A 25,901-nucleotide genomic window follows, 5' to 3' on the forward strand; every position below is an offset into this window, starting at 1 on the left:
GTAGCAGCGTTGGGACTGGGCAGGCATGGCGTTTGCGTCAGGCTGCGTACTTTTGACCTTGAATTCAGACGATTATTCTGTTATGAACGCTACATCCTCCCCCCAACCCGAGGTACAAGCTGCCCCCGCGAAGAAGCCTGTTGCAGCTGTGAAGCCGAAAGCCAAAGGCTCGGCGCAGTTGTTTCAGAACCCCGTGCTGGAGCGCCTCACGCACACGCACATAGCAGGGCCTCTCAGCATTTTTTTCGCGGTAGCAGCAGTTAGCCTGTATTACAGCCTGAGCCGGGGGTTGCTCACAGGGCTGTCGGCGTTTGGGTTGTTTTTGGGCGGGTGGCTGCTGTTTACGCTGGCCGAGTACCTGGTGCATCGCTACGTGTACCACATCGAGCCCTCTACCCCCGGCCGGGCCAAGTTTCAGTATACCATGCACGGCGTGCACCACGAATACCCCAAAGACAAGACCCGCCTGGCCATGCCGCCTATCCTGACGGTATTTGTGGCCTCGCTGCTGTTCTTTATTTTCCGCTTCACGTTTGGCAACGCGGGCTTCGGTATTCTAGCGGGCTTTGTGTTTGGCTACGCGCTCTATTTGTTTGTGCATTATGCCATTCACATGTATGCGCCGCCCAAGAACTTCTTGAAGTTCTGGTGGCACCACCATGCCATGCACCATTACCGGCAAGAGGATGAGGCGTTTGGGGTGAGTACTACCCTGTGGGACCACATCATCGGCACTATGCCTTCGCGCCAGCCGAAGAAGTAGCTATTCTTCTTTCTTAGTAGAATGCAGGCCCAACTCATACGAGTTGGGCTTTTTGTTCATTCCAGATATGGAAAGCAGTCTAAAATAAGATCTGCTTTATTAAAAAAGGCACCTACTAGGTGCCTTTTGTGTGTATAGAAACCTATGGTATGCTAACCGCGCATCCGGCGTACAATCCACCATAGGAGTAGTACTACCAGGAAAATACCCACAACGGCCGTCCAGGCACCTGCTTTGAAGATGCCAGCAATAGCATCGCAGCTGCTGACCGAAAACATGAGCACAAACAGAAAAAACGGAAGGAAAAAACGGTAGTTTTTCATGACAATATAGGGGGAGAGAGTGAGAGAGCACCTAGCCGACCTACAAGGTCAGGGCTGTTTGTTGATACTGACTTGACCGCGAAAAGGTTGGCGTTCGGCCCAGGCGTGAGCACCACGCCCCAGCCTTACTACCCTGCCCGGGTTCTTCATATTGAGGTAATGAAAGCATAATGTAGTCGTATAGTGCCGACTGGTAGCTTTGCCCACCGGTATGACCTACGCAACCAGTTCTTCCGATCAGCAGCTACTAGCCGCGCTGGCCCTCGGCAACGAGGCCGCTTTCGACGCGCTGTTTGCTCGCCACTACGCCGGCTTGCTGCGCTACGCTATCAGCCTGCTTCCCTACCCCACCGATGCCGCCGAAGACGTGACGGCCGACGTGTTTTGCACCCTCTGGACCAATCGTGCCCAACTTGCGGTGCAGGGCTCGGTGGCTGCCTACCTCTACACTGCTGTGCGGCACCGCAGCTTCGACCGGCTGCGCCAACAGCGTCGCACTGCCCAGGAAATCACTGTCATTGACGAGCTGCCGCCGCACCAGCCTGAGGCCGCCTACCTGCGCCCCGACGAGCAGCTGGCCTACCAGGAGCTACACCAGCGCCTGCACCAGCTCATCGGGCAGTTGCCGGCCCGTACCCACCAAGTGTTTCAGCTCCACCGCGATGCAGGCCTGACATACGAGGAAATTGCCAACCTGCTGGATATTTCCCTGAACTCGGTGAAAACCCACATGTTCCGGGCGTTGCGCTTTCTGAAAGAAGCGCTTCACGTATCGGGGGTGCGGTGAACCCGGGCTCCCAGGGTTGACCCCCTGGGCTATGCAGCGTTTTCTGTACCAACCCCCAACTTCGTAGCCCAGGGTTTCAACCCTAGGAACCAGAAGGGCTACAGCGCCTTTTCCATGCATACGCTGTTTTCTACCCCAATGTACTGCCCATAGTTGGGGATGCGTTGGTAGCCGCTTTTCTCGTACAGCCGGATAGCCTCGGGTTGCTTTATGCCGGTTTCGAGCACACAGCCGTGGTAACCCAGCTCATCGGCCCACGCTTCCAGCGCGGCCAGCACGGCCGGGGCCACGCCCTGCCCGCGGTGCGCGGGCTGCACAAACATCCGCTTGATTTCTACCTGCTTTTCTGCATACGGCTTGAACGCACCGCAGCCTATGGGCTCATTTTCAAGGTAAGCCACCACCGCATGACGGATGGCGTCAATCTTATTGAACTGGGCATAGAAGGCGTGGTCGGCGCCGTCGCGCACGGCGAGGTCATGGTCGAGGAGTTGCACGAGGGCGCGGAAATCGGGATGGTCGGAGGTGGTGCGAATGAGACGGAGCATGGAGCAGATAGTTTAGAAGTTGTTTGAGTTAGCTGCAAGGCTCGCCAGAACGGTGTAGAGACGCATACTTGCGTCTCGTCGATTGTGCCATCAGACCGCATTTCGTTCAACGATAAGACGCAAGTATGCGTCGGCGAGCCTTGCAGCTAACTCAAACAGGAGCTTTTTAGTGACGTGCCGGGGTGCCTTGCCCCCCGGCACTACGTTACGGCAATATTACGGTTGTTACGATTCGGTTAAGCCTGCTTTTGCGTGTCACGAGCCAAGACAGCGCGGGCGTCTATACAGGTGAGCGGCGACGCAATCAGCCACTCGGCACCCGTTGAGACCAGAAGAATCCTACCTGCTCATTACCCGTTACCTGGCCCGCCAAACCTCGCCCGCAGAAAATGAGCGACTGGCTACCTGGGTGGCCACCTCGGCCGAAAACGAGCAGACGTTTGAGCAACTCAAAACTGTGTGGCAGCATAGCCAGACGCCGCCTACCCCCGGCGCCACGGCCGCCGCCCTGCGCCGCCTGAAAGCCCGCCCGGAGCTGGTCGGCCAGACATTAGCGCAAGCCCCACAACCCCAGCTGCGCTCCGCAAAGGCCCGGCGCTACCGGGTGGCAGTGTGGGCACTGCTGGTGCTAGTAGTGGCGGGGGTAGGCATCTTGTTCTACCCTACCTCTCCGACCACCGCAGCCTACCGACTGGCCCGCACCGCGGCCGGTCAGCAGCACACCCTGCGCCTACCCGACGGCTCCCGCGTGACGCTGGCCCCGCAAAGCCAGCTGCGCTACCCTACCCGGTTTGCGGCCCGTAGCCGCGAGGTATACCTGGAGGGCGAGGCCTTTTTTGAAGTCAGCAAGAACCCGCACCGGCCGTTTCGGGTGCACAGCGGCGCCCTCGTTACGCGGGTACTGGGCACGCGCTTCAACGTGGACGCCCGGCCGGGCGCGGCCCAAGTGGCGGTGTCATTGGTAGAAGGTCGCGTGGAAGTGCTGGACCAGCAGACCACTTATCAGCTTGCACCGGGCCAGCAGCTACTCGCCGACCGCCGCACGGGGCGCATGTACCGGCAGCCCTTCAGCGCCGACCGCGTGACGGGCTGGCGGCAGCGCCAACTGATTTTTCAGAATGAAAAGCTGGCCGATGTAGCCGACCAGATTGAGCGCCTCTACGGCGTGAAGCTGGTGTTTGCCGATACGGCCACGGCCAACGTGCGCCTGTGGGCCACCTTCCGCAATGAGCCCCTACCCCAGGTACTGGCGGCCTTGCAAGAGGCCGGCCCCATCACCTACCGCCGCGAAAGCCACATCATCTACCTCAGCACTACGGAGTGAGCTATTAGCTGATGGCTGTTAGCTGCTAGCTTTTTCTCTTTGAATCACAGCATGTTATGAGCTTAACCACGCACAATCAAGCGCTAACAGCTAACAGCTAACAGCTAACAGCTAACAGCTAACAGCTCAAAAAAACGCACAAGTCATGAAAAAAACGAGGTACTCGAAACGAACCGGCAACTGGCGCCCTACCCTGTTGGGCCTGAGCCTCACGGTGCTGAGCGCCACGGCCGCCCCCGCTGCCACGCCGGACCAAGCCACGCGCCCCAGCGCTGTGCCGTGCGCGGTGCAGGTGGAGCAGCAGCCCTTGAGCGAAGTGCTGGCTAGCATTGAGCGGCAAACCGGCTACCAGTTTCTGTTTGCGGGTCAAGGGCAGCTGCTGAACCGCAAAATCAATGTGCAGGCGCCGCACAGCAACTTGGAAGCCGTGCTAGCGCAAGTATCGGCGCAGGCGGGCGTGCAGTTTGAGGTGCAGGACAAGCGCATTGTGCTGAAAGCCGGCCGCACAGCCGCGCCCAAGCCCGTGAGCGGCCGCGTGCTGGACGCGCAGGGGCAGGGCTTACCGGGTGTGTCCATCCGCATCAAAGACACCAGCACCGGCACCGTAACCGACGTAGAGGGCCGCTACCAGCTAAGCGCCGAGCCGGGCCAGGTGCTGCTATTCAGCTTCATTGGCTATACCACGCAGGAGGTGCGGGTAGAAGCCAAGGCTACCTACGATGTGGTACTGCGTGAGGACGCGACCAGCCTGGATGAGGTATTGGTAACGGCGTTGGGCATTCAGCGCGAGGAAAAAGCCCTGGGCTACGCCGTAGCTAAGCTCGACAACGAGGCGCTGACGGAGGCCAAATCCAACAACTGGACCGATGCGCTGTCGGGCAAGGTGGCAGGGCTGAATTTGGTGCGCTCGGGTGGCGGACCGGCGGGTACCAACCGCATCATCTTGCGCGGGGAAAGCTCCCTGGCCGGCGACAACGACGCCCTGATTGTGGTGGACGGCGTGGTGCTGGGCGGCTCGAACCGCAACACCGGCACCGGCAGTTCGGCCTACCTCCAGAGCGAGTCGCCGGTGGATTTTGGCACCAGCCTCAACGACATCAACCCCGAGGACATTGAGTCGGTGTCGGTGCTGAAGGGGCCGGCGGCTACGGCGCTGTACGGCGCCCGCGGCGGCAACGGTGCCATCATTATCACCACCAAATCGGGCAAGGCGCGCAAGCGCGGCATCGGCGTTACGTTCAACTCCAACTCCTCGATTGAGACGATTTCGCGCTGGCCCGACTTTCAGTACGAGTACGGTCAGGGCGATGCTGGGCAGAACTACTACTCCTATAATACCACCGAGGACGGCCCCAGCACGCGCAGCACCAGCTCGGCCTGGGGGCCGAAGTTTGATGGACAGCAGTTCTACCAGTACGACCCCGCCACCAACACCACCGCCACCGAGCGCACGCCCTGGGTGCCCTACAAAAATAACCGCAAGGACTTCTTCGAGACGGGCAAAACCTTCGTCAACACGGTTTCCATCGACGGCGGCACCGACAAGACCACAGCCCGCCTGTCGCTGACCAACTTGCAGAACACCTGGATTATCCCGAACACGGGCTACAAGCGCAACACGGTGGCCTTGTCCTTGAACCACAAGCTGACCGACCGCCTGCGCATTTCGGCCAAGGCCAACTACACCAACCGCTACAGCGACAACCTCCCCAGCACCGGCTACAACAACCAGACGATTATGTACTGGAACATGTTTCAGGTGCCCAACGCCAACCTGAATTGGTGGAAGGACTACTGGCTGCCGGGCGCCGAGAACATCACCCAGCGCAGCCCCTTCAGCAGCCTCATCGACAATCCCTACCTGATTGCCTACGAGATGCTGAACAAGAGCAACCGCAACACGCTCACCGGCAACGTGCAGGTGAACTACAAGTTTGGGCAGCACTGGAACCTGATGCTGCGCTCGGCCCTGGATTACTCCTACGAAGCCCGCTCGCAGCAGCGCCCCAAGGACACGGAGCGCTACAAAGAGGGTATGTACCGCACGCAGAACATCTTTTCGCAGGAAATCAACCACGATTTCTTGCTCCAATATGCCCGCAACGTGGGCAAGTTCGAGCTGACGGCTTCGGGCGGGGGTAGCCGCCTGCGCAACCGCTACGTGAAGGACGAGCTGCGCGCCGAGCGCCTGCTCTACCCCGGCATTTTCTCTTTCGCCAACAGCCGCGACCTACCCATTACCCTACCCTACCGCGCCGAGTTTGCGGTGAACAGCTTCTACGGCCTGGCTACCGTAGCCTACAACAAGTTTCTGTACCTCGACCTGACCGCCCGCAAGGACTGGAGCAGCACGCTGGCCAGCGTGAACGGCGTCACGGAAATCCCGATTTACCCCTCGGCCAGCCTCAGCGGCATTGTATCGGAGGTGGTGAAGCTGCCGGAGGTGATATCCTTTGCGAAGGTGCGCGGCTCGTGGGCCGAAGTGGGTAGCGGCACCACGGTGCCCTACCGCACGGCCTACACCTACGCCGTGGCTACGGGCTTTCCGTCGGGCCTGAGCAACCCCAGCTACATTGCCAACCCCGGCCTGCAACCGCGCCGCACCCGCAGCACCGAGTTGGGCCTAGACCTGCGCTTCCTGCAAAACCGAATTGGGCTGGACGTGGCCGTGTACCGCAACAACACCTACGACCAGATTCTGGAAGTGCCCGTCGATAGAGCTTCCGGCTACAACTCCTCAGTGCTGAACGCGGGCCTGGTGCGCAACCAGGGACTTGAAATTCAGGCCAATGCCGAAATACTGACGCGACCTTCGGGCTTTGGCTGGAAGATGTTTGGCACCTACACCGCCAACCGCAACAAGGTGGTGGAGCTGGCCGACAGCGTGTTTACTTACCAGCTTCAGCGCGGCCCCGGCGGGCGCGGCACCGTGGAGGCCCGGCCCGGCGGCAACATGGGCGCCATCTACGGCCGCGGCTACCTGCGCTCCCCCGACGGCCAGATCATCTACCGCAACGGCCTACCCCAGCTCACCAACGACGTGATGCTGCTGGGCTCGGCCCTACCCAAGTGGAAGGCCAGCATCGGCAACGAGTTTCGCTACAAGCAGGTGCGTCTGAATGTGCTGGTAGACGGGCAGTTTGGGGCCAAGGCCTACTCCATGACCAACGCCGTGCTGGCCGAGCAGGGCAAAACCAAGCTCACCCTCCCCGGCCGCTACAACGGCATCATCGGCAATGGGGTGATTGACAACGGCGACGGTACTTTCCGCCCCAACGACGTGGTGGCCGAGAACGTGCCGGCCTACTACTCGCAGCACTATGGTCGCGACAACGTGGAGGCCAACCTGTTCCGCACCGATTTCCTGAAGCTGCGCGAGGTGCGCATTGATTACTCCCTACCCGCCAGCTTGTTGCAGCGCTTCAAGCTCACGCAGGCCACCATCGGCCTCTACGGCCGCGACCTGTACATCCTGACCAAGTGGCCCGCCTACGACCCCGAGTTCGGCACCCTGAACGACGACACCGTGAGCCTGGGCTACGAGCTGGGCCAGTTCCCCAGCACCCGCACGGTTGGGTTGAATCTGACGGTGGGGATATAGCCTCCGCCGTTCCCGCGTCCCGACGGCCCAGCGTCCCAGGGTTGAAACCCTGGGCTAATCAGCGGAAAAGCAGTGTCCAATCCACTACATAGCCCAAGGTTTCAACCCTGGGACGACGAGGACGCCAGCACGAAGACCGAAAAAGCATAACCTCATGAAAACTATCAAACTACTCGCCTGGCTGCTGCTTGCTACTACCAGCGCGGCTACCCTATCCGCCTGCACCGACGGCTTTGAGGAGCTGAACATGAACCCCAACCAGAACCCCAACGTGATACCGGAAACGCTGCTGGCCCCGGCCCTCACGGACCTGGTGAAGCGCAACATGGACCGCGCCAAGCGCATCACCAACGAGCTAATGCAGGTGCAGGTGACGCGCAACGAGGGCGACGCCATTCACCGCTACGTGGTGCGCCCCGCCGAGGCCGACTACATGTGGAACAACTGGTACACCCAGCTCACCGATTTCCGCGACCTGTACCGCAGCGCTGAGGCCGTGAATAGTCCGACCTTCAAGGCCATTGCCCGCATCCTGGAGGTCTGGACGGTGTCGCTGTTGACCGATACGTTTGGCGACGTGCCGTATTCTCAGGCCATTCGGGGGCGCGAGGGGCTGTTGCAGCCGGCCTTCGATAAGCAGGAAGACATTTACAAAGACCTGTTTACCAAGCTGGAAGAAGCCAACGAGCTGCTGAAAGCCGGCACCGACCTCTCGGCCGACCAAAGCCAGCTCGACCCGCTTTACGCCGGCAAAGCGCTGAAATGGCGCAAGTTTGGCAACTCGCTTTACCTGCGCCTGCTCCTGCGCGTGTCCAACCGCACCGATGCCATTGCCAACGGCATGAGCCCCCAAGACAAGCTGCGCGACCTGGTGAACACCAACGCCGCGGCCTACCCCCTCATCAGCAACAACGACGAATCGGCCATTTTGCGTTGGACGGGCACGGCGCCCTACCAGTCGCCGTTTGCCACCTTCCGCACGGCCGATTTTTCGTCGTTCAGCTCGCTGAGTCAGTTCTTTGTGAACAACCTGAACGAGTGGAACGACCCGCGCCGCGCCAAGTGGATGACGCTCTACCAGGGGGTGTACGAGGGCATTCCGAGCGGCTACGACCCCATTACGCAGGGCCAGCCGGTGGGCTCTACCTACCCCGCGGCCCTCATGACGGAGCCGCTGCTGGGCAACATCCTCAACTACGGCGAAGTGCAGTTACTGCTGGCCGAAGCCGCCGCGCGCGGTTGGGTGTCGGGCAACGCCCAAACCTATTACGAGGCCGGGACTACGGCCGGCATCACGCTCTGGGGCTACACTGTGCCCACGGGCTACTTCGACAATTCCGACGTGCAGTGGAACCCCGCCAGCTCCCTAGACCGCAAGCTGGAGCAGATTCACTTGCAGAAATACTACGCTCTGTTTTTCACCGATTTCCAGCAGTGGTTTGAGTACCGCCGCACGGGCCACCCGGTGCTACCTCGCGGCGCCGGCGTGCGCAACGACGGTAAGATGCCCGCTCGCCTCAACTACCCTGTGTACGTGCAAAGCCTGAATCAGCAAAGCTACCAGGCCGCCGTAGCCGACCAGGGAACAGATGATGTGAATACCAAGGTGTGGTGGCAGAACTAGGTTTTTTTAGCTGTTAGCTGATGGCTATTAGCTGTTAGCTCGCCGCTAGAAGAAACTCAAATGCTCCATACTAGAACGAAAAAAGCTAACAGCTATCAGCCATCAGCTAACAGCTCAACCCATGAAACGCACCCTACCTTTTGCCCTGATGCTCAGCGCTTTCGCGCTAGGCGGCTGCCTCGAAGACAACCCTGACTACGCCGCCGGCATCCCCAGCCCGACCATCTCCATTGCCGATGTGCGTAACCTCTACAAAGGCACCGACGTGCTGCTCGACAACGGCAACCTGTCCGGTGCCCGCCAGATTGCGGGCCTCGTGATTTCCGACGCCAGCGGCCGCAACGTGCCCGGTGGCCCCCAGGCCATAGTGGTGCAAAACCGCCGCAAGGGCCAGGTGCGCGGCTTGGTGCTGCCCATGCCGGAAGGCGCTTCCCTCAACTACGCCGTGGGCGACTCGGTGGTGGTGGATATCAGCGGGGCTACCCTCACTAGCCAGAGCGGCGGCCTGCGGATTACGGGCCTGTCGCCGGCCAACATCACCAAAGTAAGTAGCGGCAATAAGCCGGTGGTGCAGGCGGCTACCATCGAGGCCCTGCGCGCCTCGCCCGGCACCTACGAGGCCACGCTGGTGCGCGTCACGGGTGGAAACATCACGCCCGCGCCTACCGGGGGCGTCACCTACAGCGGCGACAAAAACCTGGTAGACGGCTCCGGCAACCAGCTGGTGTTGCACACCGAGGCCGCGGCCGCGTTTGCCAGTCGCCGGGTGCCGGCCAGCGCCACCTTCCAGGGCATTCCGGTGGCGGTTACTGGTGCCGATGGGCAGCCCCTACCCCAGCTGTGGCTGCGCACTATTGCCGACGCCATCGACCCCAGCGGCCCCGTGTACGCGGGCTTTCCCGAGAGCTTCGAGGGAGTGCCGCAGAGCACCAAGGGCAGCTACAACATGAACACCGCCGCCGTGCCCGACAACACCGTAACCTTCGGCACTGGCCCCTGGAAACTCTACCAGACCATTCTGGGCAATACCGCCGGCCGCGACCGATACACCGGCACCCAGGGCCTGCGCATGCAGCAAAACCTAACCGTGCCGGCCGTGGCCGAAATGAAGTTCGACCTGCCCAACGGGGCCAGCAAAGTGACACTGCTCTACGGCGCCTACTACAACGACGCTTCCAGCTCCTGGATGCTGGAATACTCGCAGGACCAGGGCGCTACCTGGCAGCAAACCGGCCCTACCATCACCGACGCCGGTAGCTGGCAGCACTCCATCACCTTCCTGATGAACATAGAAGGGCCGGTGCGCTTCCGCATCAACAAGCTCGGTCTGGGCACCAGCGCCCCGCCCGCCATCCTGAATGGGCGTTTGGGGCTGGATGACATTGCCATTTACGAAAACTGAGCCGGTAGTACAATGGCGCGGGGCTGTGCCCCGTGCCGACTATGCGCAGGCCTTTGGCCTGCACCACCAGAACGACTTACCCGACCATTTCCAACGACACGGACGATTGCAGGCCAGAGGCCTGCCCATAGTCGGCACGGGGCATAGCCCCGCGCCATCGTTCTACACTTCTCCATCATGTTTCGCAGAAAATTCCTTCAAAGCCTGGGGTTGGTAAGCGCCAGCATCAGCCTGCCGCTGGCCCCGGCCGCCGTAGCCGAACTAGCGGAGCCCAACGCCGCCCCGCACAAGCTCAACCTCACACCGCTTACTATTAAAGGCCGTGTGCACGCGGGCGGTAAAGGCCTGGCCGGCGTACCCGTCACGGATGGCTACAACATCGTGCTGACCGATAAAAGCGGCCGCTACACGCTGGCCAGCAACAGCACCGCCGAGTTTGTGTACCTCACCCTACCCCGCGGCTACCAGATTCCGCACGAGAAGGGCGTGGCGCGGTTCTACCAGCCTATCAAACCAGGTCAGAAGTCGATGACGGCCGATTTCGCCTTGCAAAAGCTGCCCGCCGACGACACCAAGCACACCTTTATGGTGTGGGCCGATCCGCAGATGATTGATAAGAAGGACACGCATGAGCTAATTACCGTGTCGGCGCCCGACCTCAAGCAGCTGGCGGCGCAGTACAACAGCCCCAACACCTTTGCCATCGGGTGCGGCGACTTGGTGTGGGACCATTTTGAGCTGTTTGAGGACTACAAGCAGGCCGTGGACATCACCGGCATTCCGTTTTTTCAGGTGATTGGCAACCACGACATGAACATCAAAGCCCGCTCCGATGAAGGGTCGGCCGAGACGTTCAAGAGCTTGTTCGGCCCTACCTACTATTCATTCAACCGGGGTGAGGTACACTACATGGTGCTCGACGACGTGTTCTTTATTGGGCCGCCCAAAAAGTACATTGGCTACCTCACGGAGACGCAGTTGCAGTGGCTGGAGCAGGACCTGAGCCACGTGAAGCCAGGTAGCACCGTGGTGGTGGCCCTGCATATTCCGGTAGACAGCGGCGACAAGCGGCGCAACCAGCTCAAAGACGAGTCGCTGGGCGGGGTATTGTCGAACCGCCACGAGCTGTACCGGCTGCTGAAGCCCTACACGGCGCATATTATGTCGGGCCACACGCACGTGTGCGAGAAAATTTTTCACGAAAACACCATTGAGCACACCCACGGCGCGGTGTGCGGCGCCTGGTGGACCGGCCCCATCTGCACCGACGGCACGCCCAGTGGCTACGGCGTGTATGAAGTAGACGGCCCGAATATTAAGTGGTACTACAAATCCTTCGGCAAGGACCGCAACCACCAGTTCCGCGCCTACCCCAAAGGCGCCAACCCCGACCGCCCCGACGACATTGTGGTGAACGTGTGGAACTGGGACCCCGAGTGGCAGGTAACGTGGTTTGAAAACGGCCAGCGCCAAGGCCCCATGCACCAGCAAACCAGCCTCGACCCGCTGGCCGTGCAGCTGCAAGCCGGCCCCAAACTCCCGGCCAAGCACAAATGGGTAGACCCTACCCTCGCCGACCACATGTTCTACGCCCGACCTTCCAAAGACGCCAAGGAAATCAGGGTGGAAGTGACGGACCGCTTCGGGCAGCAATACACCGAAACGGTAGCCGTGTAGCTCCGACAATACGCGTCGCTGCTTATCTTCCTACCTTGCTTTACTACCCCTCCGCCTATGCACCGTACCCCCCCCTTCGCCCTGGGCCTCTGCCTGCTGGGCGGCGCCTGGCTCGCGCCGGCCGCCCAGGCGCAGCTGCCCACCAACAACCCACAGGCCGAGCGTATTCTGCTGCCCAATGGTTGGTCGCTGAGTCCGGCGGGGCGGTCGGTGCCGCTCGGTGATTTGCCGCTGAACATGCAACTCTCCCGCAACGGCCGGCTGCTGGCCGTGAGCAACAACGGGCAGGGTACGCAGAGCATTCAGCTGATCGACCCGAAAACGGAAAAGCTGCTGGATGAAAAGGTGATTGGCAAGTCGTGGTACGGGCTGGCCTTTAGCGCCGATGGGCGGCAGCTCTACGCCTCGGGCGGCAACGACAACATGGTGCTGCGCTATTCTACCGCCGGCAACCGCCTGGGCACCCCCGACACGCTGCGCCTGGGCCGCGCCTGGCCCAATAAGATCGGTCCTACCGGCCTGGCCCTCGACGACGCCCGCCAGCGCCTCTACGTGGTGACGAAGGAAGACAACAGCCTCTACGTGCTCGACACCCGCACCGGGGCCACGGTGCAGAAGGTAGCGCTGGGTCACGAAGCATACGCCTGCCTGCTCGCCCCCGACCGCCGCACGCTCTACATCTCGCTCTGGGGCGGCGACAAGGTGGCGCTGTTCGACACCCAAACCGGCCGTCTCACCGGCGAAATTGCCACCGAAAGTCACCCCAATGAATTGCTGCTGACCCGCAACGGCCGCTACCTGTTCGTGGCCAACGCCAACGACAACTCGGTGTCGGTAGTGGATACGCGCACGCGCCGGGTGCTGGAGGTGATTTCGACGGCCCTCTACCCTACCCACCTCACCGGCTCGACCACCAACGGGCTGGCCTTGTCGCCCAACGAGAAAACGCTCTACATCGCCAACGCTGACAACAACTGCCTGGCCGTGTTTGATGTGCGCACGCCGGGCAAGAGCGCGGCCCGCGGCTTCATCCCGACGGGCTGGTACCCGACCAACGTGAAGACCCTGGGGCGTACCATCTTGGTAGCCAATGGCAAAGGGTTTTCCTCGCTGGCTAATCCGCAGGGGCCGCAGCCGGTAAAGAGCACCGACAACAGCGGCTCGCACACCGGCGTAACGGGCCAGCCGGTGCAGTATATCGGCAGCCTGTTTAAGGGCACGCTGTCGTGTATTCCGCGGCCCGACGAGGCTACGTTGGGCGCCTACTCCAAGCAGGTGTACGCCAACACGCCCTTCACGGCTGAGGCCGAAACCCAGGCCGCGGCCCGGCCCGCCGGCCACCCGGTGCCTGGTAAGGTAGGCGAGGCGTCGCCCATCAAATACGTGTTCTACGTCATCAAAGAAAACCGCACCTACGACCAGGTGCTGGGCGATATGCCGGAGGGCAACGGCGACTCTACCCTGTGCGTGTTTCCGGAGAAGGTGACGCCCAACCACCACGCCCTGGCCCGCGAGTTTGTGCTGCTCGACAACTTCTATGTGAATGCCGAGGTGAGTGCCGACGGCCACAACTGGAGCATGGCCGCCTACGCCACCGACTACACCGAGAAAACCTGGCCCACCAGCTACGGCGGCCGCGGCGGCACCTACGACTACGAGGGCACCCGCCCGATTGCCTACCCCCGCGACGGCTACATCTGGGACTACTGCCAGCGCGCCGGCCTGCGCTACCGCACCTACGGCGAGTTTGCCGACAAGGGCAAAACCCCGCTCAAATCGTTGCAAGGGCACGTGTGCGTGCCGTCGCCGGGCTTTAATATGGATATCAAGGACGTGGAGCGGGTGCGTATCTGGCGGCAGGATTTCGACTCGCTGCTGGCCGTGGGGGCCGTGCCGCAGTTCAGCACCATTCGCCTCAGCAACGACCACACCAGCGGGCAGCGGCGCGGCAAGTACACGCCTATTGCCGCCATGGCCGACAACGACCTGGCCCTGGGCCAGCTGGTAGAGCACCTGTCGAAAAGCCCGATCTGGAAAGAATCGGTGGTGTTTGTGCTGGAAGACGACGCCCAGAACGGCCCCGACCACGTGGACGCGCACCGCTCCCCGGCCTTCGTGATTAGCCCCTACACCCGCCGCGGCACCGTCAACCACACGCTCTACTCCACCTCGGGCGCGCTGCGCACCATGGAGCTGCTGCTGGGCCTACCCCCTATGAGTCAGTACGATGCCGCCGCCCTCCCCCTAGCCGACTGCTTCACCACCACGCCCAACCCCGCGCCCTACCAGGCCCGCCCCGCCCGCGTAGACCTGGACGCCCGCAACGTGGCCTGGAACAAAAGCGCCGAGAAGTCGGAGCGCTTCAACCTGGCCCGCGAAGATGCCGTGCCCGACCTGGAGCTGAACGAGGTAATCTGGAAGTTTGTGCGCGGCGAAAACGCCACGGCCCCCGCTCCCCGGCGCGGCGCCTTCCTGAAGCTAGCGCCCAAGCGCGACGATGACGACGATTGATGCCCCCCGGCCCTATCCCTACCCGCGCCGTAAAACCTCCTTTCGATGAAAATCTTGCTGCTCCTTCCCCTGCTCGCCATGCTCACGCCCGCCCCTACCCCACCACCACCGCTCGACACGCAGGGCCACCGCGGCTGCCGCGGCCTGCTGCCCGAAAACACCGTGCCGGCCATGCTGAAGGCGCTGGACCTAGGCGTGACGACCCTGGAGATGGACGCCGCCATCAGCCAGGACAAGCAGGTGCTGCTCTCCCACGACCCCTACATGAACGCCGACTTCGTACACACGCCCGATGGGCAACCACTCACGGCGGCCGCTGGCAAGGCCCTGCGCCTCTACGGCCTACCCTACGCCGAAATTCGGCGCTACGATGTGGGCAGCCACGGCAATCCTAAGTTTCCGCGGCAGGAGAAGCTGAAGACATACAAGCCGCTGCTGGCCGAGGTAATTGACTCGGCGGAGGCGCACGCGCGGCGGCAGGGACGGCCCCTGCCCTACTACAACATCGAAACCAAGACCACCCCGGCCGGTGACAACACCCTGCACCCCGAGCCGGAAGAATTTGTGCGGCTGCTGCTGGCCGTGATAACCGAAAAGGGCGTGCAGGACCGCGTGATTATTCAGTCCTTCGACCCGCGTACGCTGGAGGTGGTGCACCGCACCCACCCTACCCTGCGCACGGCACTGCTGGTGGAGAATGTCTACGGGCTAACCGCTAACCTGAAACGCCTTAGCTTCCGGCCTACCATCTACAGCCCCTACTACAAGCTGGTGACAGCCAACCTAGTGCAAAACTGCCACCAACAAGGCATGCAAATAATTCCCTGGACCATAAATTCTGTCCCTACTATCAAAGAGTTGGTAGCCCAAAAAGTAGACGGCATTATTACGGATTATCCTGATTTATTTTCTGAAAAATAATATTATTAAATAAGTGAATTATTGTAATTCAATTTTAAAATTTGAATTACAATAATTTTATAATCCTCGTACATTATACAGCTCATTGTAAAACAAAATAATAACTAAAACAACAGCACAACTCCACAGCTTACATACGCCATCTTTTTCGATTGGCCCCGCTACGCATTTGGCGACTTGAGAGTCCGCTTAGTGCGTATCGGGGCTTTGTTTTTTTAACATAACTACTTGTATTTATGAATAGTATAGTTACAAAAACAGCTTAAGAAGCTACTGTTTAAGCTTGGCAAAGCTATATCATCAAATGTATACCGAAACGTTATGCAAACATTATGAGCAAGCAGAATATGTTATCAATTTGTCAATCCTATTCAATCTTAAATAAAGCATAAACCACTGCTGTATCTTTGCACTAATAAAAACAGAGCGAGTTTTATATGGCTTTTTCTTGACTGTTTAATTACTTTTCTTTCCTCCATCCCGCCCTTTTTCTACCCTACCCGCTGGCTTATTATACATAAGTATCAGGGACTGTCGTGCGCCTACTTTCCTCCAACCAATACACCTAGTACATGACCTCAACCCCTACTGCTTTTCGTTGGCAGCGGCACTTGCTGCTACCCGCTGTTTTGTGTTGCAGCCTCACGGCCGCGGCCCAACAGGCTCGCTCCGTCAGCGGCCGCATCACCGACACCGCCGGCGAGGCCCTGCCCGGCGTAACGGTGCTGGCCAAGGGCACCCAGGTAGGCACTGTAACCGACGCCACTGGCGCCTACTCACTGGAAGTACCTGCGGAGGCTAACACGCTGGTCGTTTCGTATTTAGGTTTTCATACGCAGGAAGTGCCGCTGAACAACCGCACGACCATCGACATCAAACTAGCGCCCGACACCAAGGCGCTGGACGAGGTGGTGGTGGTGGGCTACGGCACCCAGAAGAAGGTGAACCTGACCGGCGCCGTGGACCAGGTGACGTCGGAGGTACTGCAAAACCGTTCGGTGCCCAACCTCACGCAGGGCTTGCAGGGCGTGCTGCCCAACCTGAACCTGGTGCCCGGCGACGGCAAGCCGATTGCGTCGCCAGCCTACAACATTCGGGGTACTACCTCGATTGGGCAGGGGGGCAATGCGCTGGTGCTGATTGACGGCGTGGAGGGCGACCCGAGCCGCCTGAACCCCAACGACGTCGCCACGGTATCGGTGCTGAAGGATGCTTCGGCGGCCGCTATTTACGGGGCGCGGGGGGCCTTTGGCGTGGTGCTTATTACGACCAAAAACCCCAGCCAGGACCGCACCAGCATCACCTACTCGTTCAACCAGGCCATTAAGAGCCCCACGGCGGTGCCGGATTTCGTGACCGACGGCTACCAGTTTGCCAAGATGTTCAACGAGGGCTGGTCGGCGTGGAACGACTACTCCCAGACCCCGCAGAACATCAACAAAACGGTGAAATTCTCGCCGGAGTACCTGGCCGAGCTGAAGCGGCGTTCCGAAGACCCCAGCCTACCCAAGGTAGACGTGAATGCCAATGGCGAGTACGTGTATTACGGTAACACCGACTGGTACAAGGAGTTGTATAAGAAGCGCACCAGCTCGTCGGAACACAACGTGTCGGTGTCGGGGAGCAGCGGCAAGGCCAGCTTCTATGCCACGGGTCGCTACTTCGGGCAAGATGGGCTATTTCGCTATAATTCTGACGATTACCGGATGTATAACTTCCGGGTGAAGGGGGCGCTGGACCTGTTTCCGTGGCTGCGCGTGGAAAACAACGCCGACTACTCCAACATGACCTACCACAACCCGCTGAACGTGGGCGAGGGCGGCGGCATCTGGCGCAACATTGCCGACGAAGGCCACACCGTGGCGCCCATGTTCAACCCCGACGGCACGCTCACCTACTCGGCGGCCTACACGGTGGGCGACTTCTGGTACGGCAAAAACGGCATCGACTTCGACGAGCGGGTGTTTCGGAACACGACGGCGTTCAGCACGAATTTCTTCGACAACAAATTCCGCGTCAACGGCAATTTTACTATTCGCAACACCGACAACGACCGCACCCAAACGCGCGTGCCGGTGCCGTATAGCCGCAAGCCCGGCGTGATTGAGTACGTGGGCACCAACACCAACGATTTGCAGCGCGCTTTCGGGCAGACGCGCTACCTGGCCACCAACCTCTACGCCGAGTACGAAACCAACTTCACGCCGGCGCACTACTTCAAGGCGCTGCTGGGCTACAACTACGAGCAGTCGACGTACCGCGGCCTGCAAACCCAGCGCAACGGCCTCATCTACCCCGATGCCCAGGACATCAACCTAGCACTGGGTCAGGCCATTACCACAGGCGGCGGCTGGGATAGGTGGAACATTTCGGGCGGCTTCTACCGCCTGAACTACTCCTTCAAGGAACGCTACCTGCTGGAGGCCAGCGGCCGCTACGACGGCTCCTCGAAGTTTCCCGAAAACGAGCGGTTTGCCTTCTTTCCGTCGTTTTCGGCGGGATGGCGCATCTCCAACGAGCCGTTCTGGAAGGTGTCGCCTAACCTGATTTCGGAGCTGAAAATCCGGGGGTCGTATGGGTCGCTGGGTAATGGCAACATCAATTCCTACGCGTTTCAGGAGCAGTTTAGCATTGCGCAGTCGGGGCGGGTGCTGAACGGGGTGCGGCCCCAATACACCGGCCAGCCCAACGTGCTGCCCAATGGCCTGACCTGGGAAACCTCCACTACCTCGGACCTGGGCCTGGACCTGAGCATGCTGAAAAACCGCCTGACGCTGAACGCCGACGGCTACATTCGCAACACCACCGATATGTTTACGGTAGGCCCTACCCTGCCCGCCGTGTTTGGTACCGATGTGCCCAAGGGTAACTACGCCGACCTGCGCACCAAGGGCTGGGAGGTGGCCCTGAACTGGCGCGACCAGGCCAACGTGGGCGCCAGCCCCCTGGCCTACGGCTTGCGCCTCACGCTGGCCGACTACAAGGCGCACATCACCAAATACAACAACCCCAACAAGCGCCTGAACGACTACTACGAGGGCCAGCGCCTGGGCGAAATCTGGGGCTACACCACCGACGGGCTGTTTGTATCGCAGGACCAGATTAGCTCCTCGCCCTCGCAGGCTCTGTTCCGGGCTTCTACCAGCGGCCAGCTATTGCCCGGCGATATCAAGTTTGCGGACCTGAATGGCGACGGCGTGATCAACAACGGCGACAACACCGTGGCCAACCCCGGCGACCGGCGCGTGATTGGCAACTCCCTGCCCCGCTACACCTACGGCGTGATGGCCGATGCCAGCTGGCACAACTTCTTCTTCTCGGCCTTCTTCCAGGGGGTAGGGCACCAGGACTGGTACCCCGGCTCGGAAGCGGGCATCTTCTGGGGCCAGTACAACCGCCCCTATAATAAGGTGCCGAAGTCGCAGCTGGGTAATATCTGGTCGGAGGACAACCCCGACGCCTACTTCCCGCGCTACCGCGGCTACGTGGCCCAGAATGGCGCCGGCGAGCTAAGCCAGACCCAGACGCGCTACCTCATCAACGCCGCCTACATCCGCCTGAAAAACGTGCAGTTGGGCTACAACCTGCCGGTGTCGTTGATCAACCGCGCCAAGCTGTCGGCGGCGCGGGTGTACGTGTCGGGCGAGAACCTGTGGGCCTGGTCGCCGCTCTACAAAATCACGCATGACCTGGACGTGGAAAGCATCGGCCGCTCCGACCAGGTGCTGACCTCCAGCAACAGCGGCAACGGCAACAACTACCCCATCCTGAAAAGCGTCATCCTGGGCTTGTCGGTGACTTTCTAACGGTAGGGTCGCCTGCCGGTCCGACGCCGGAGGCGTCCGACCGGTATCGTAGAACGAGCTTCGTGCTGACGCCCACTGACGCGGGTGCAGACATCAGCGACGATACCGGTCGGACGCCTCCGGCGTCGGACCGGCAGGCGCCCGGCAGACAAATACCCTTCCCACACATTTTCCTCATGAAACCATACCTTACCACCTTCCTTTTCCTGTGCCTGGCCCTGGCCGGCTGCGACTCGCTGGACCAGGAGCCCGAGGCCACCGTGACCGGCTCGGCCGTGTTCAGCAACGAGCGGGGCCTGGAGCTGTACGCCAATTCTTTCTACGATGTGCTGCCCACCGCCAACGACATTGTGCGCGGCGACGCCATGGCCGACTACGCGGCCCGCACCCAGGTACCCGATTTTCTGCTGCCCGGCGCTTTTAGCGCCCGCCAAAGCTCGGGCTGGGACTGGCGCCCGCTGCGCAACATCAACTACTTCCTGGCCAACAACAACAACCCCGCCGTGGCGCCGGCCGTGCGCAACCACTACCGGGGGCTGGCGCGGTTTTTCCGGGCGTGGTTTTACTTCGATAAGGTGAAGCGCTTCGGGGATGTGCCGTGGATTGGCAAGCCGCAGTCGGTGGACGACCCTACCCTCTACAACGGCCGCGACCCGCGCACCCTGGTGATGGACTCGGTACTGGCTGACCTGAACTTCGCCATCAAAAATATTACGACCACCGCCGACAACAGCCGTAGCCTCATCACCAAGCAAACGGCCGCCGCGTTCAAGTCGCGGGTGTGCTTGTTTGAGGGCACGTTTCGGAAGTATCAGACCGGCTACGGCCTGACCGGCAGCGCCAACCAGTGGCTGACCGAAGCCGCCACCGCCGCCGAGCAGGTGATGACCACCGGCGGCTTCAGCCTGAACGCGGCCGGCGGCACCGACCGCGCCTACCGCCAGGTGTTTACCAGCCAGGCGCCGGTAGCCTCGGAGGTGATTCTGGCCGCCGTGTCGGACCCCGCCCTGAGCGTATATAACGACGCCAACTGGTGGTGGACCAGCGCCACCTACGGCTCGCGCGTGAGCCTGATTCGCACCTTTGTGAACACCTATTTGAACATCGACGGCACGCCTTTCACCAGCAAAGCAGGCTACGAAACCATGCCCTTCGCGCAAGAGGTGAAGGGCCGCGACAAGCGCCTGCAACAGACCATCCGGATGGGCGACTACCGCCGCACCAACGGCAACGCCACGGAGGCCGCGCCGCCGGTTTTCTCCTACACGTATACTGGCTATCAGCCCATTAAGCTGACCCTAGACGACACCTACTACGACGGCGGCACGCGCAACATCAACTCCCTACCCATCATTCGCTACGCCGAGGTGCTGCTGAACTACGCCGAGGCCCGCGCCGAGCTGGGCACCTTCAGTAATGCTGATTGGGTGAAAACCATCGGGGCGCTGCGCCAGCGCGCCGGTATCACGGGCGGCCTCGCGGCCAAGCCCACCGTGGCCGATGCCTACCTGCAAACCAACTACTTCCCCGGTATCTCGGATGCGGCGCTGCTGGAAATCCGGCGGGAGCGGGGCATCGAGCTGGTGCTAGAGGGCTTCCGCTTCGATGATATCATCCGCTGGCGCCGCGGGCCGCTAATGGAAATGATCTGGAACGGCTTCTACGTGCCCGCCCTCAACCAGCCGCTCGACCTAAACGAGGACGGCAAAGCCGACGTGGCGTTCTACCAGAACACGGCCCCTACCCCCCCGGCCGCGGGCGTTACCTACGTAAACGTGTCGCCTACCCTGAACGGCCGCGCCAACCCGCAGCAGCTCAAGAACGGCACCTCCGGCGAGCTGACCTGGCTGGCCAACGTGCCCCGCAAGTGGGACGACAAATTCTACCTCTACCCCATCCCCGAAGCCGACCGCCTCATCAATCCCAAACTCGGTCAGAATCCGGGTTGGGAGTAACAACCTGTCATCTTGCACCTCTTGTCATCCTGAGCGGAGCGAAGGACCTTATGCCAGTTGAACAAGTCGTTGTTACGATAACTGCTCCAGCGTGATAAGGTCCTTCGTCGCCGCTTGATGCGCGGAATGCTCAGGATGACAGACGGTTTACCCACTAACCTGTTCCTAATTTCCCTCACTTCCTCTAATGCTCAAGCACACTCTACTCGCCGCCCTACTCTTCCTCGGCGCGGCCTCTACCCTTTCGGCTCAAACGCTGAAGCTGGCGACTTATAACATTCGCTACGACAACAAGAACGACACGGCCAATGCCTGGAGCAAGCGTGTGCCCTACCTCACCAAGCTCGTTCGCTTTCAGGACTTTGACGTGTTTGGCACCCAGGAAGTGCTGTATAACCAATTGCAGGACATGGCCGGTCAGCTGCCCGGCTACGCGCACGTGGGCGTAGGCCGCGACGACGGCAAGCAGGCCGGCGAGTTCTCGACCATCTTTTATAAGAAAGACAAGTTCGACCTACTGCAACAGGGCACGTTTTGGTTGTCGCCTACCAGCGCTACGCCCAGCAAGGGCTGGGATGCCGCCCTACCCCGCATCTGTTCCTGGGCGCACCTGCGCGACAAAGGCACCGGCTTCACGTTCTACTTCTTCAACACCCACTTCGACCATGTGGGCAAGGAAGCCCGCCGCGAAAGTGCCAAGCTGATTCTCAGCAAGGTGAAGGAAATGGCCGGCACCACGCCCGCCATCCTCACCGGCGACTTCAACATCGACCAGCGCAACGAGAGCTACACCATCCTCAGTACCTCGGGCACGCTGCGCGACGCCTACCAGACGGCCCCACTGGTGTATGCGCCCAACGGCACGTTCAACGGCTTCGACCCCACGCGCAAAACCGACGCCCGCATCGACCACATCTTCCTCAGCCCCGCCTTTACGGCCACCCGCTACGGCATTCTGACGGACACCTATGGCGGCGGCAAACTTCCTTCCGACCACTACCCTGTGGCTGTGGAAGTGCGCTATGCGAAGAAGTAGTTAGGTACTGGCGTGGGGCTGTGCCCCGCGCTAGTATCGCAAGGCGATACTTAGAACAACTATCTAGCAATCAATTATATAAATGCTATATTATTCATTATCACGTAATATTTGCGTCATGTTGCGGTAATGCGTTGCCGGTAGCTTTGGCTACTCAACCAACCTACCCCTATGCGCCTACACCTCTACGCTTTTCTACCGGCCACCGCTTTCCTGCTGAGCTTGGGCCTTGGCCGGGCCGAGGCCCAAACCACGCCTAGCATCAGTCGGCCCAGCGCCACCATCACGGTGGCCGAAAACGCGGGCTCCGTTAGCATTCCGCTCACGATTACCAACCCCGGCGCGGCGGCCAGCACCGTGGAGGTGGCGTTGCAGGCGTTCGGGACGGCCACGGCCGGGCAGGATTTCACCTACGCGGCCACCCAAACCGTGACGTTCCCGGCTGGCGCCACCGGCACCCAAACCATCACCATTCCGATTCTGGACGATGCCACGGCCGAGGATGCGGAGTACTTTGTGGTGCGCCTCCAAAACCCGACCAACGCCACCGTGGCGGCGGCCTCGGCGGATATTCTGGTCTACATCCGCGACAACGACACGCCTGCGCCTACCCTCAACCGAGGGCTGACCCTCAGCCTGTTGCAGAGTTACCAAACGGCTACCCCATTTGAAGGCACAAAGCAAATCAACTCGGCTGAAATTGCGGCCTACGACCCTACCACCAAGCGCCTGTACGTGGCCAACTCCGTTGGGGGTAAGCTGGACATCCTGAATCTGGCTAATCCGGCGGCCATCGTGGCGGTAGCTTCTATTGATATCAAATCTTATGGTGGCCTCAACTCGGTGGCCGTGCGCAACGGCGTAGTGGCCTGCGCTATTGAAAACACGAATCCGCAGGCCAACGGCAGCGTGGTGTTCTTCGATCAGAATGGCGCCTTTGTGAAGCAGGTGACCGTGGGCGCCATGCCCGATATGGTGACGTTCTCGCCCGACGGCCGCCTGGTGCTGACGGCCAACGAGGGCGAGCCCAAGGCCGACTACACCGCGGACCCCGAGGGTAGCGTGTCGATTATCGACATCTCGGGCGGTGTGCCCGGCCTTGCGCAAACCAACGTGACGACCGTAGGCTTCACCAGTTACAACGACCAGGCAGCCCAGCTGCGCCAACAGGGCATCCGCATCTACGGTGGGCTAGCGGCGGCGCCCGCCACCGTGGCGCAAGACCTAGAGCCCGAGTATATTACGGTGAGTGCCGACTCGAAAACGGCTTACATCAGCCTCCAGGAAAATAACGCCATAGCGGTGCTGGACCTGACCACCAACCAGTTCACGGCCCTGCGCCCTGTGGGGTACCAAGACCACCGGCAAGCGGGTTTCAGCCTGGATGCTTCCGATCGTACTCAGGATATACTACTAGCCAACTGGCCCATCCGGGGCATGCGCCAGCCCGATGCCATTACCACGTTTGAGGTAGGCGGCACGCCCTACCTGCTGACGGCCAACGAGGGCGACGCCCGCGACTATTCCGCTTTCAGCGAGCAAGTGCGTGTCAGTGCCAACTCCTACGTGCTCGACCCCACGGCTTTCCCCAACGCGGCGCTGCTCAAAAACGAAGCGGTGCTGGGTCGCCTGAACGTGACCAACAAGCTGGGCGACACCGACGGCGACGGCGACTTCGACGAAATCTACGCCTACGGGGGCCGCTCGTTCAGCATCTTCAACGCCAGCACCGGCGCGCTGGTGCACGATAGCGGCAACCTGCTGGAGCGCGTAACCAGCGCCGATGCCACCTACGGCGCCATTTTCAACGCCAGCAACAGCTTCGGCGAAGCCCCCACCCGTAAGAACCGCTCCGACGACAAAGGCCCCGAACCGGAAGGCGTGACGACGGGCCGCATCGGGGATACCCTGTACGGTTTCGTGTCGCTGGAGCGCGTGGGCGGGGTAGCGGTGTTCAATCTGAACAACCCCGCCGCGCCCGTGCTGGAGCAGTACATCAACAACCGAAGCCTCACGGCCGGCACCGGCGATTTGGGTCCCGAGGGCATTGTGTTCGTGGCCGCCACCGACAGCCCCACGGGCCAGCCGATGTTGCTACTCGCCAACGAGGTCAGCAGCACGATTGCGGCCTATGGCATCCAGGCGGCCACGCCTACCCCCACGCGCGGGCCGTTGGCCGCAGCCGCGGCGCTGCAACTCTACCCCAACCCCACCCAGGGTAGCATGGTGCGTCTGAGCCGTGCCGTATCGGGCACGCTGCTGGACCTCACGGGCCGCCCCGTGCGCACCCTCTCCGCCACCGACCGCCTCGAAACCACCGGCCTGGCGGGCGGCGTGTATATGCTACGCACCACCGATGGTGCTACCAGCAAGCTGGTGGTACGGTAGACCAAGGCGTACATAATCAGCCACAACCAGAATGGCCCTTGCGCTGCTAGCACAAGGGCCATTCTGGTTGTGGCTGATTATGTACACCTACGGCCGCTACGCGGCCATCGTGCAGCCTACCCTACTGCTGATACACGCGCACGTAGTCTACCTCGTAGCGGCTGGGTAGGGTAGTACCTTCCAGGGGGCCGCCGTTGTCGCCGCCCAGGGCTAGGTTCAATAAGGTATAATGCGGCTGCCTCATCGGGTTGCGGCCGGTGCCGTCCTGGTTTACGGTGGCCGTGAGCGGGGTTTCGTTGAGCAGCAGGTCGTCCACGTAGAGGCGAATGGAGTCGGCGTCCCAGTCCATGCGCCACACGTGGAATTTCTTGGCCCAATCGGGGTCAGGGAAGGAGTCGACGGCTTTGGTTTCGCTGTGCCACTTGGCGGTGTAGCGCTTGTCGGTGCCGGAGGCTACGTTGGCGAGAATCTTCCCTTTGTAGCACTCCATAATGTCGATTTCGCCATTGGCGGGCCACTCGCCGGCCACGCCCAGCGTCCAGAAGGCGGGCCACAGGCCAGAGCGCGCGTCAATGCGGCCGCGCATCTCGAAACGGCCGTACTGCCACTGGTGTCGGCCCTGCGTGTTCAGGCTGGCCGAGGTGTAGTCGATGGTAGGGCGGCTAATTTTCCAATCGGTGCTGCCGGGCTGATGGGCAGGGTTGGGTCGATTCTCCTTTCGAGCCTCTATAATGAGCATCCCGTTTTCGATGCGGGCGTTGTCGGGCTGGTACCATTGCAGCTCGTGGTTGCGCACGAAGCCATTTTCGAACTGCCAGTTCTGGGGGTCGGGGCGGCCTGCGGTGTTGAACTCATCGGCCCACACCAGCCGCCAGCCATCTTGCGTAGCTGCCGGGGTAGGCGTCGTTGCCCCCAGCGACCAATGCGTAGCCGGCTGATTTGCGGAAGACGCTTCCGGCTTCCACTCCTTTATATAGACGGGCTGCGGGGGTAGGTTTTCCAGGGTTTCGCCGTCGCCCTGGCCGGTACGCTGCACGAATAGGTGCAACACGTGGCGGCGCTGCCACAGCTCGGTGTCGTAGCTGGGCTCCCAGTTGCCCACGCTGGTAGTGGTCAGGTCTGTCACGGCCCACTGGTTTTGGGTAAGGTCGGGACAGGCGGCCACCGAGGCGCGGTCCTGGCGCTCGGCGTCGCGGAACACGAGGTAGGCGGCGGTTTTCCCCTTTTTGGTTTCC

The 25,901-nt window shown here is 61.1% G+C and carries 17 protein-coding genes; 14 read left to right on the top strand and 3 right to left on the bottom strand.

The window, feature by feature from the left end:
* The first annotated feature begins 82 nt into the window (after positions 1-82).
* Positions 83-763: a sterol desaturase family protein gene (locus F1C16_RS16635; RefSeq protein ID WP_185281740.1), complete on the top strand. Its 681-nt coding sequence runs from the start codon at positions 83-85 to the stop codon at positions 761-763.
* Positions 764-915: 152 nt separating this feature from the next.
* On the opposite strand, the gene F1C16_RS16640 is transcribed toward F1C16_RS16635, so the two are convergent.
* A complete protein-coding gene (locus F1C16_RS16640) occupies positions 916-1,086 on the bottom strand; it encodes a hypothetical protein (RefSeq protein ID WP_185281741.1) in 171 nt (56 codons plus the stop codon).
* A 211-nt stretch (positions 1,087-1,297) separates the two neighbouring features.
* Between F1C16_RS16640 and F1C16_RS16645 the strand changes: the two genes are divergently transcribed.
* Positions 1,298-1,873: an RNA polymerase sigma factor gene (locus F1C16_RS16645; protein WP_185281742.1), complete on the top strand. Its 576-nt coding sequence runs from the start codon at positions 1,298-1,300 to the stop codon at positions 1,871-1,873.
* A 98-nt stretch (positions 1,874-1,971) separates the two neighbouring features.
* Here F1C16_RS16645 and F1C16_RS16650 read toward each other — a convergent pair whose 3' ends face one another.
* A complete protein-coding gene (locus tag F1C16_RS16650; RefSeq protein ID WP_185281743.1) occupies positions 1,972-2,421 on the bottom strand; it encodes a GNAT family N-acetyltransferase in 450 nt (149 codons plus the stop codon).
* A 322-nt stretch (positions 2,422-2,743) separates the two neighbouring features.
* On the opposite strand from F1C16_RS16650, the gene F1C16_RS16655 reads away from it, so the two are divergent.
* The 12 genes from F1C16_RS16655 (at position 2,744) to F1C16_RS16710 (ending at position 24,835) form a co-directional block, all read left to right on the top strand.
* A complete protein-coding gene (locus F1C16_RS16655; RefSeq protein WP_185281744.1) occupies positions 2,744-3,745 on the top strand; it encodes a FecR family protein in 1,002 nt (333 codons plus the stop codon).
* Between the two features lie 145 nt (positions 3,746-3,890).
* Complete coding sequence (locus F1C16_RS16660) at positions 3,891-7,346, top strand: SusC/RagA family TonB-linked outer membrane protein (protein ID WP_185281745.1); 3,456 nt, start codon at positions 3,891-3,893, stop codon at positions 7,344-7,346.
* Positions 7,347-7,500: 154 nt separating this feature from the next.
* Positions 7,501-8,970 carry a SusD/RagB family nutrient-binding outer membrane lipoprotein gene (locus F1C16_RS16665; protein WP_185281746.1) on the top strand — a complete coding sequence of 490 codons (1,470 nt, stop codon included), beginning with the start codon at positions 7,501-7,503 and terminating at the stop codon, positions 8,968-8,970.
* Between the two features lie 121 nt (positions 8,971-9,091).
* Positions 9,092-10,372: a DUF5689 domain-containing protein gene (locus F1C16_RS16670; protein ID WP_185281747.1), complete on the top strand. Its 1,281-nt coding sequence runs from the start codon at positions 9,092-9,094 to the stop codon at positions 10,370-10,372.
* 177 nt (positions 10,373-10,549) lie between these two features.
* On the top strand, positions 10,550-12,049 hold the full coding sequence (locus F1C16_RS16675) for a calcineurin-like phosphoesterase family protein (protein ID WP_185281748.1): 1,500 nt from the start codon (positions 10,550-10,552) through the stop codon (positions 12,047-12,049).
* Between the two features lie 57 nt (positions 12,050-12,106).
* On the top strand, positions 12,107-14,560 hold the full coding sequence (locus F1C16_RS16680) for an alkaline phosphatase family protein (protein WP_185281749.1): 2,454 nt from the start codon (positions 12,107-12,109) through the stop codon (positions 14,558-14,560).
* A gap of 45 nt (positions 14,561-14,605) precedes the next feature.
* Positions 14,606-15,481: a glycerophosphodiester phosphodiesterase family protein gene (locus F1C16_RS16685; RefSeq protein WP_185281750.1), complete on the top strand. Its 876-nt coding sequence runs from the start codon at positions 14,606-14,608 to the stop codon at positions 15,479-15,481.
* A 572-nt stretch (positions 15,482-16,053) separates the two neighbouring features.
* Positions 16,054-19,287: a TonB-dependent receptor gene (locus tag F1C16_RS16690; RefSeq protein WP_185281751.1), complete on the top strand. Its 3,234-nt coding sequence runs from the start codon at positions 16,054-16,056 to the stop codon at positions 19,285-19,287.
* Between the two features lie 176 nt (positions 19,288-19,463).
* On the top strand, positions 19,464-21,242 hold the full coding sequence (locus F1C16_RS16695) for a RagB/SusD family nutrient uptake outer membrane protein (RefSeq protein ID WP_185281752.1): 1,779 nt from the start codon (positions 19,464-19,466) through the stop codon (positions 21,240-21,242).
* Positions 21,243-21,429: 187 nt separating this feature from the next.
* A complete protein-coding gene (locus tag F1C16_RS16700) occupies positions 21,430-22,278 on the top strand; it encodes an endonuclease/exonuclease/phosphatase family protein (protein WP_185281753.1) in 849 nt (282 codons plus the stop codon).
* 171 nt (positions 22,279-22,449) lie between these two features.
* The gene (locus tag F1C16_RS16705; RefSeq protein ID WP_185281754.1) at positions 22,450-24,666 is read left to right on the top strand and encodes a choice-of-anchor I family protein; all 2,217 of its coding nucleotides are present in this window, start codon (positions 22,450-22,452) and stop codon (positions 24,664-24,666) included.
* A gap of 31 nt (positions 24,667-24,697) precedes the next feature.
* Entirely contained in the window at positions 24,698-24,835 is a 138-nt protein-coding gene (locus F1C16_RS16710; RefSeq protein ID WP_185281755.1) for a hypothetical protein, read from the top strand.
* Here F1C16_RS16710 and F1C16_RS23375 read toward each other — a convergent pair.
* Positions 24,788-25,582: a family 16 glycosylhydrolase gene (locus F1C16_RS23375; protein ID WP_246601918.1), complete on the bottom strand. Its 795-nt coding sequence runs from the start codon at positions 25,580-25,582 to the stop codon at positions 24,788-24,790. The genes F1C16_RS16710 and F1C16_RS23375 overlap by 48 nt on opposite strands.
* Between the last annotated feature and the right edge of the window lie 319 nt (positions 25,583-25,901).

The sequence above is a fragment of the Hymenobacter sp. NBH84 genome (assembly GCF_014217645.1).
GTDB lineage: Bacteria > Bacteroidota > Bacteroidia > Cytophagales > Hymenobacteraceae > Hymenobacter > Hymenobacter profundi.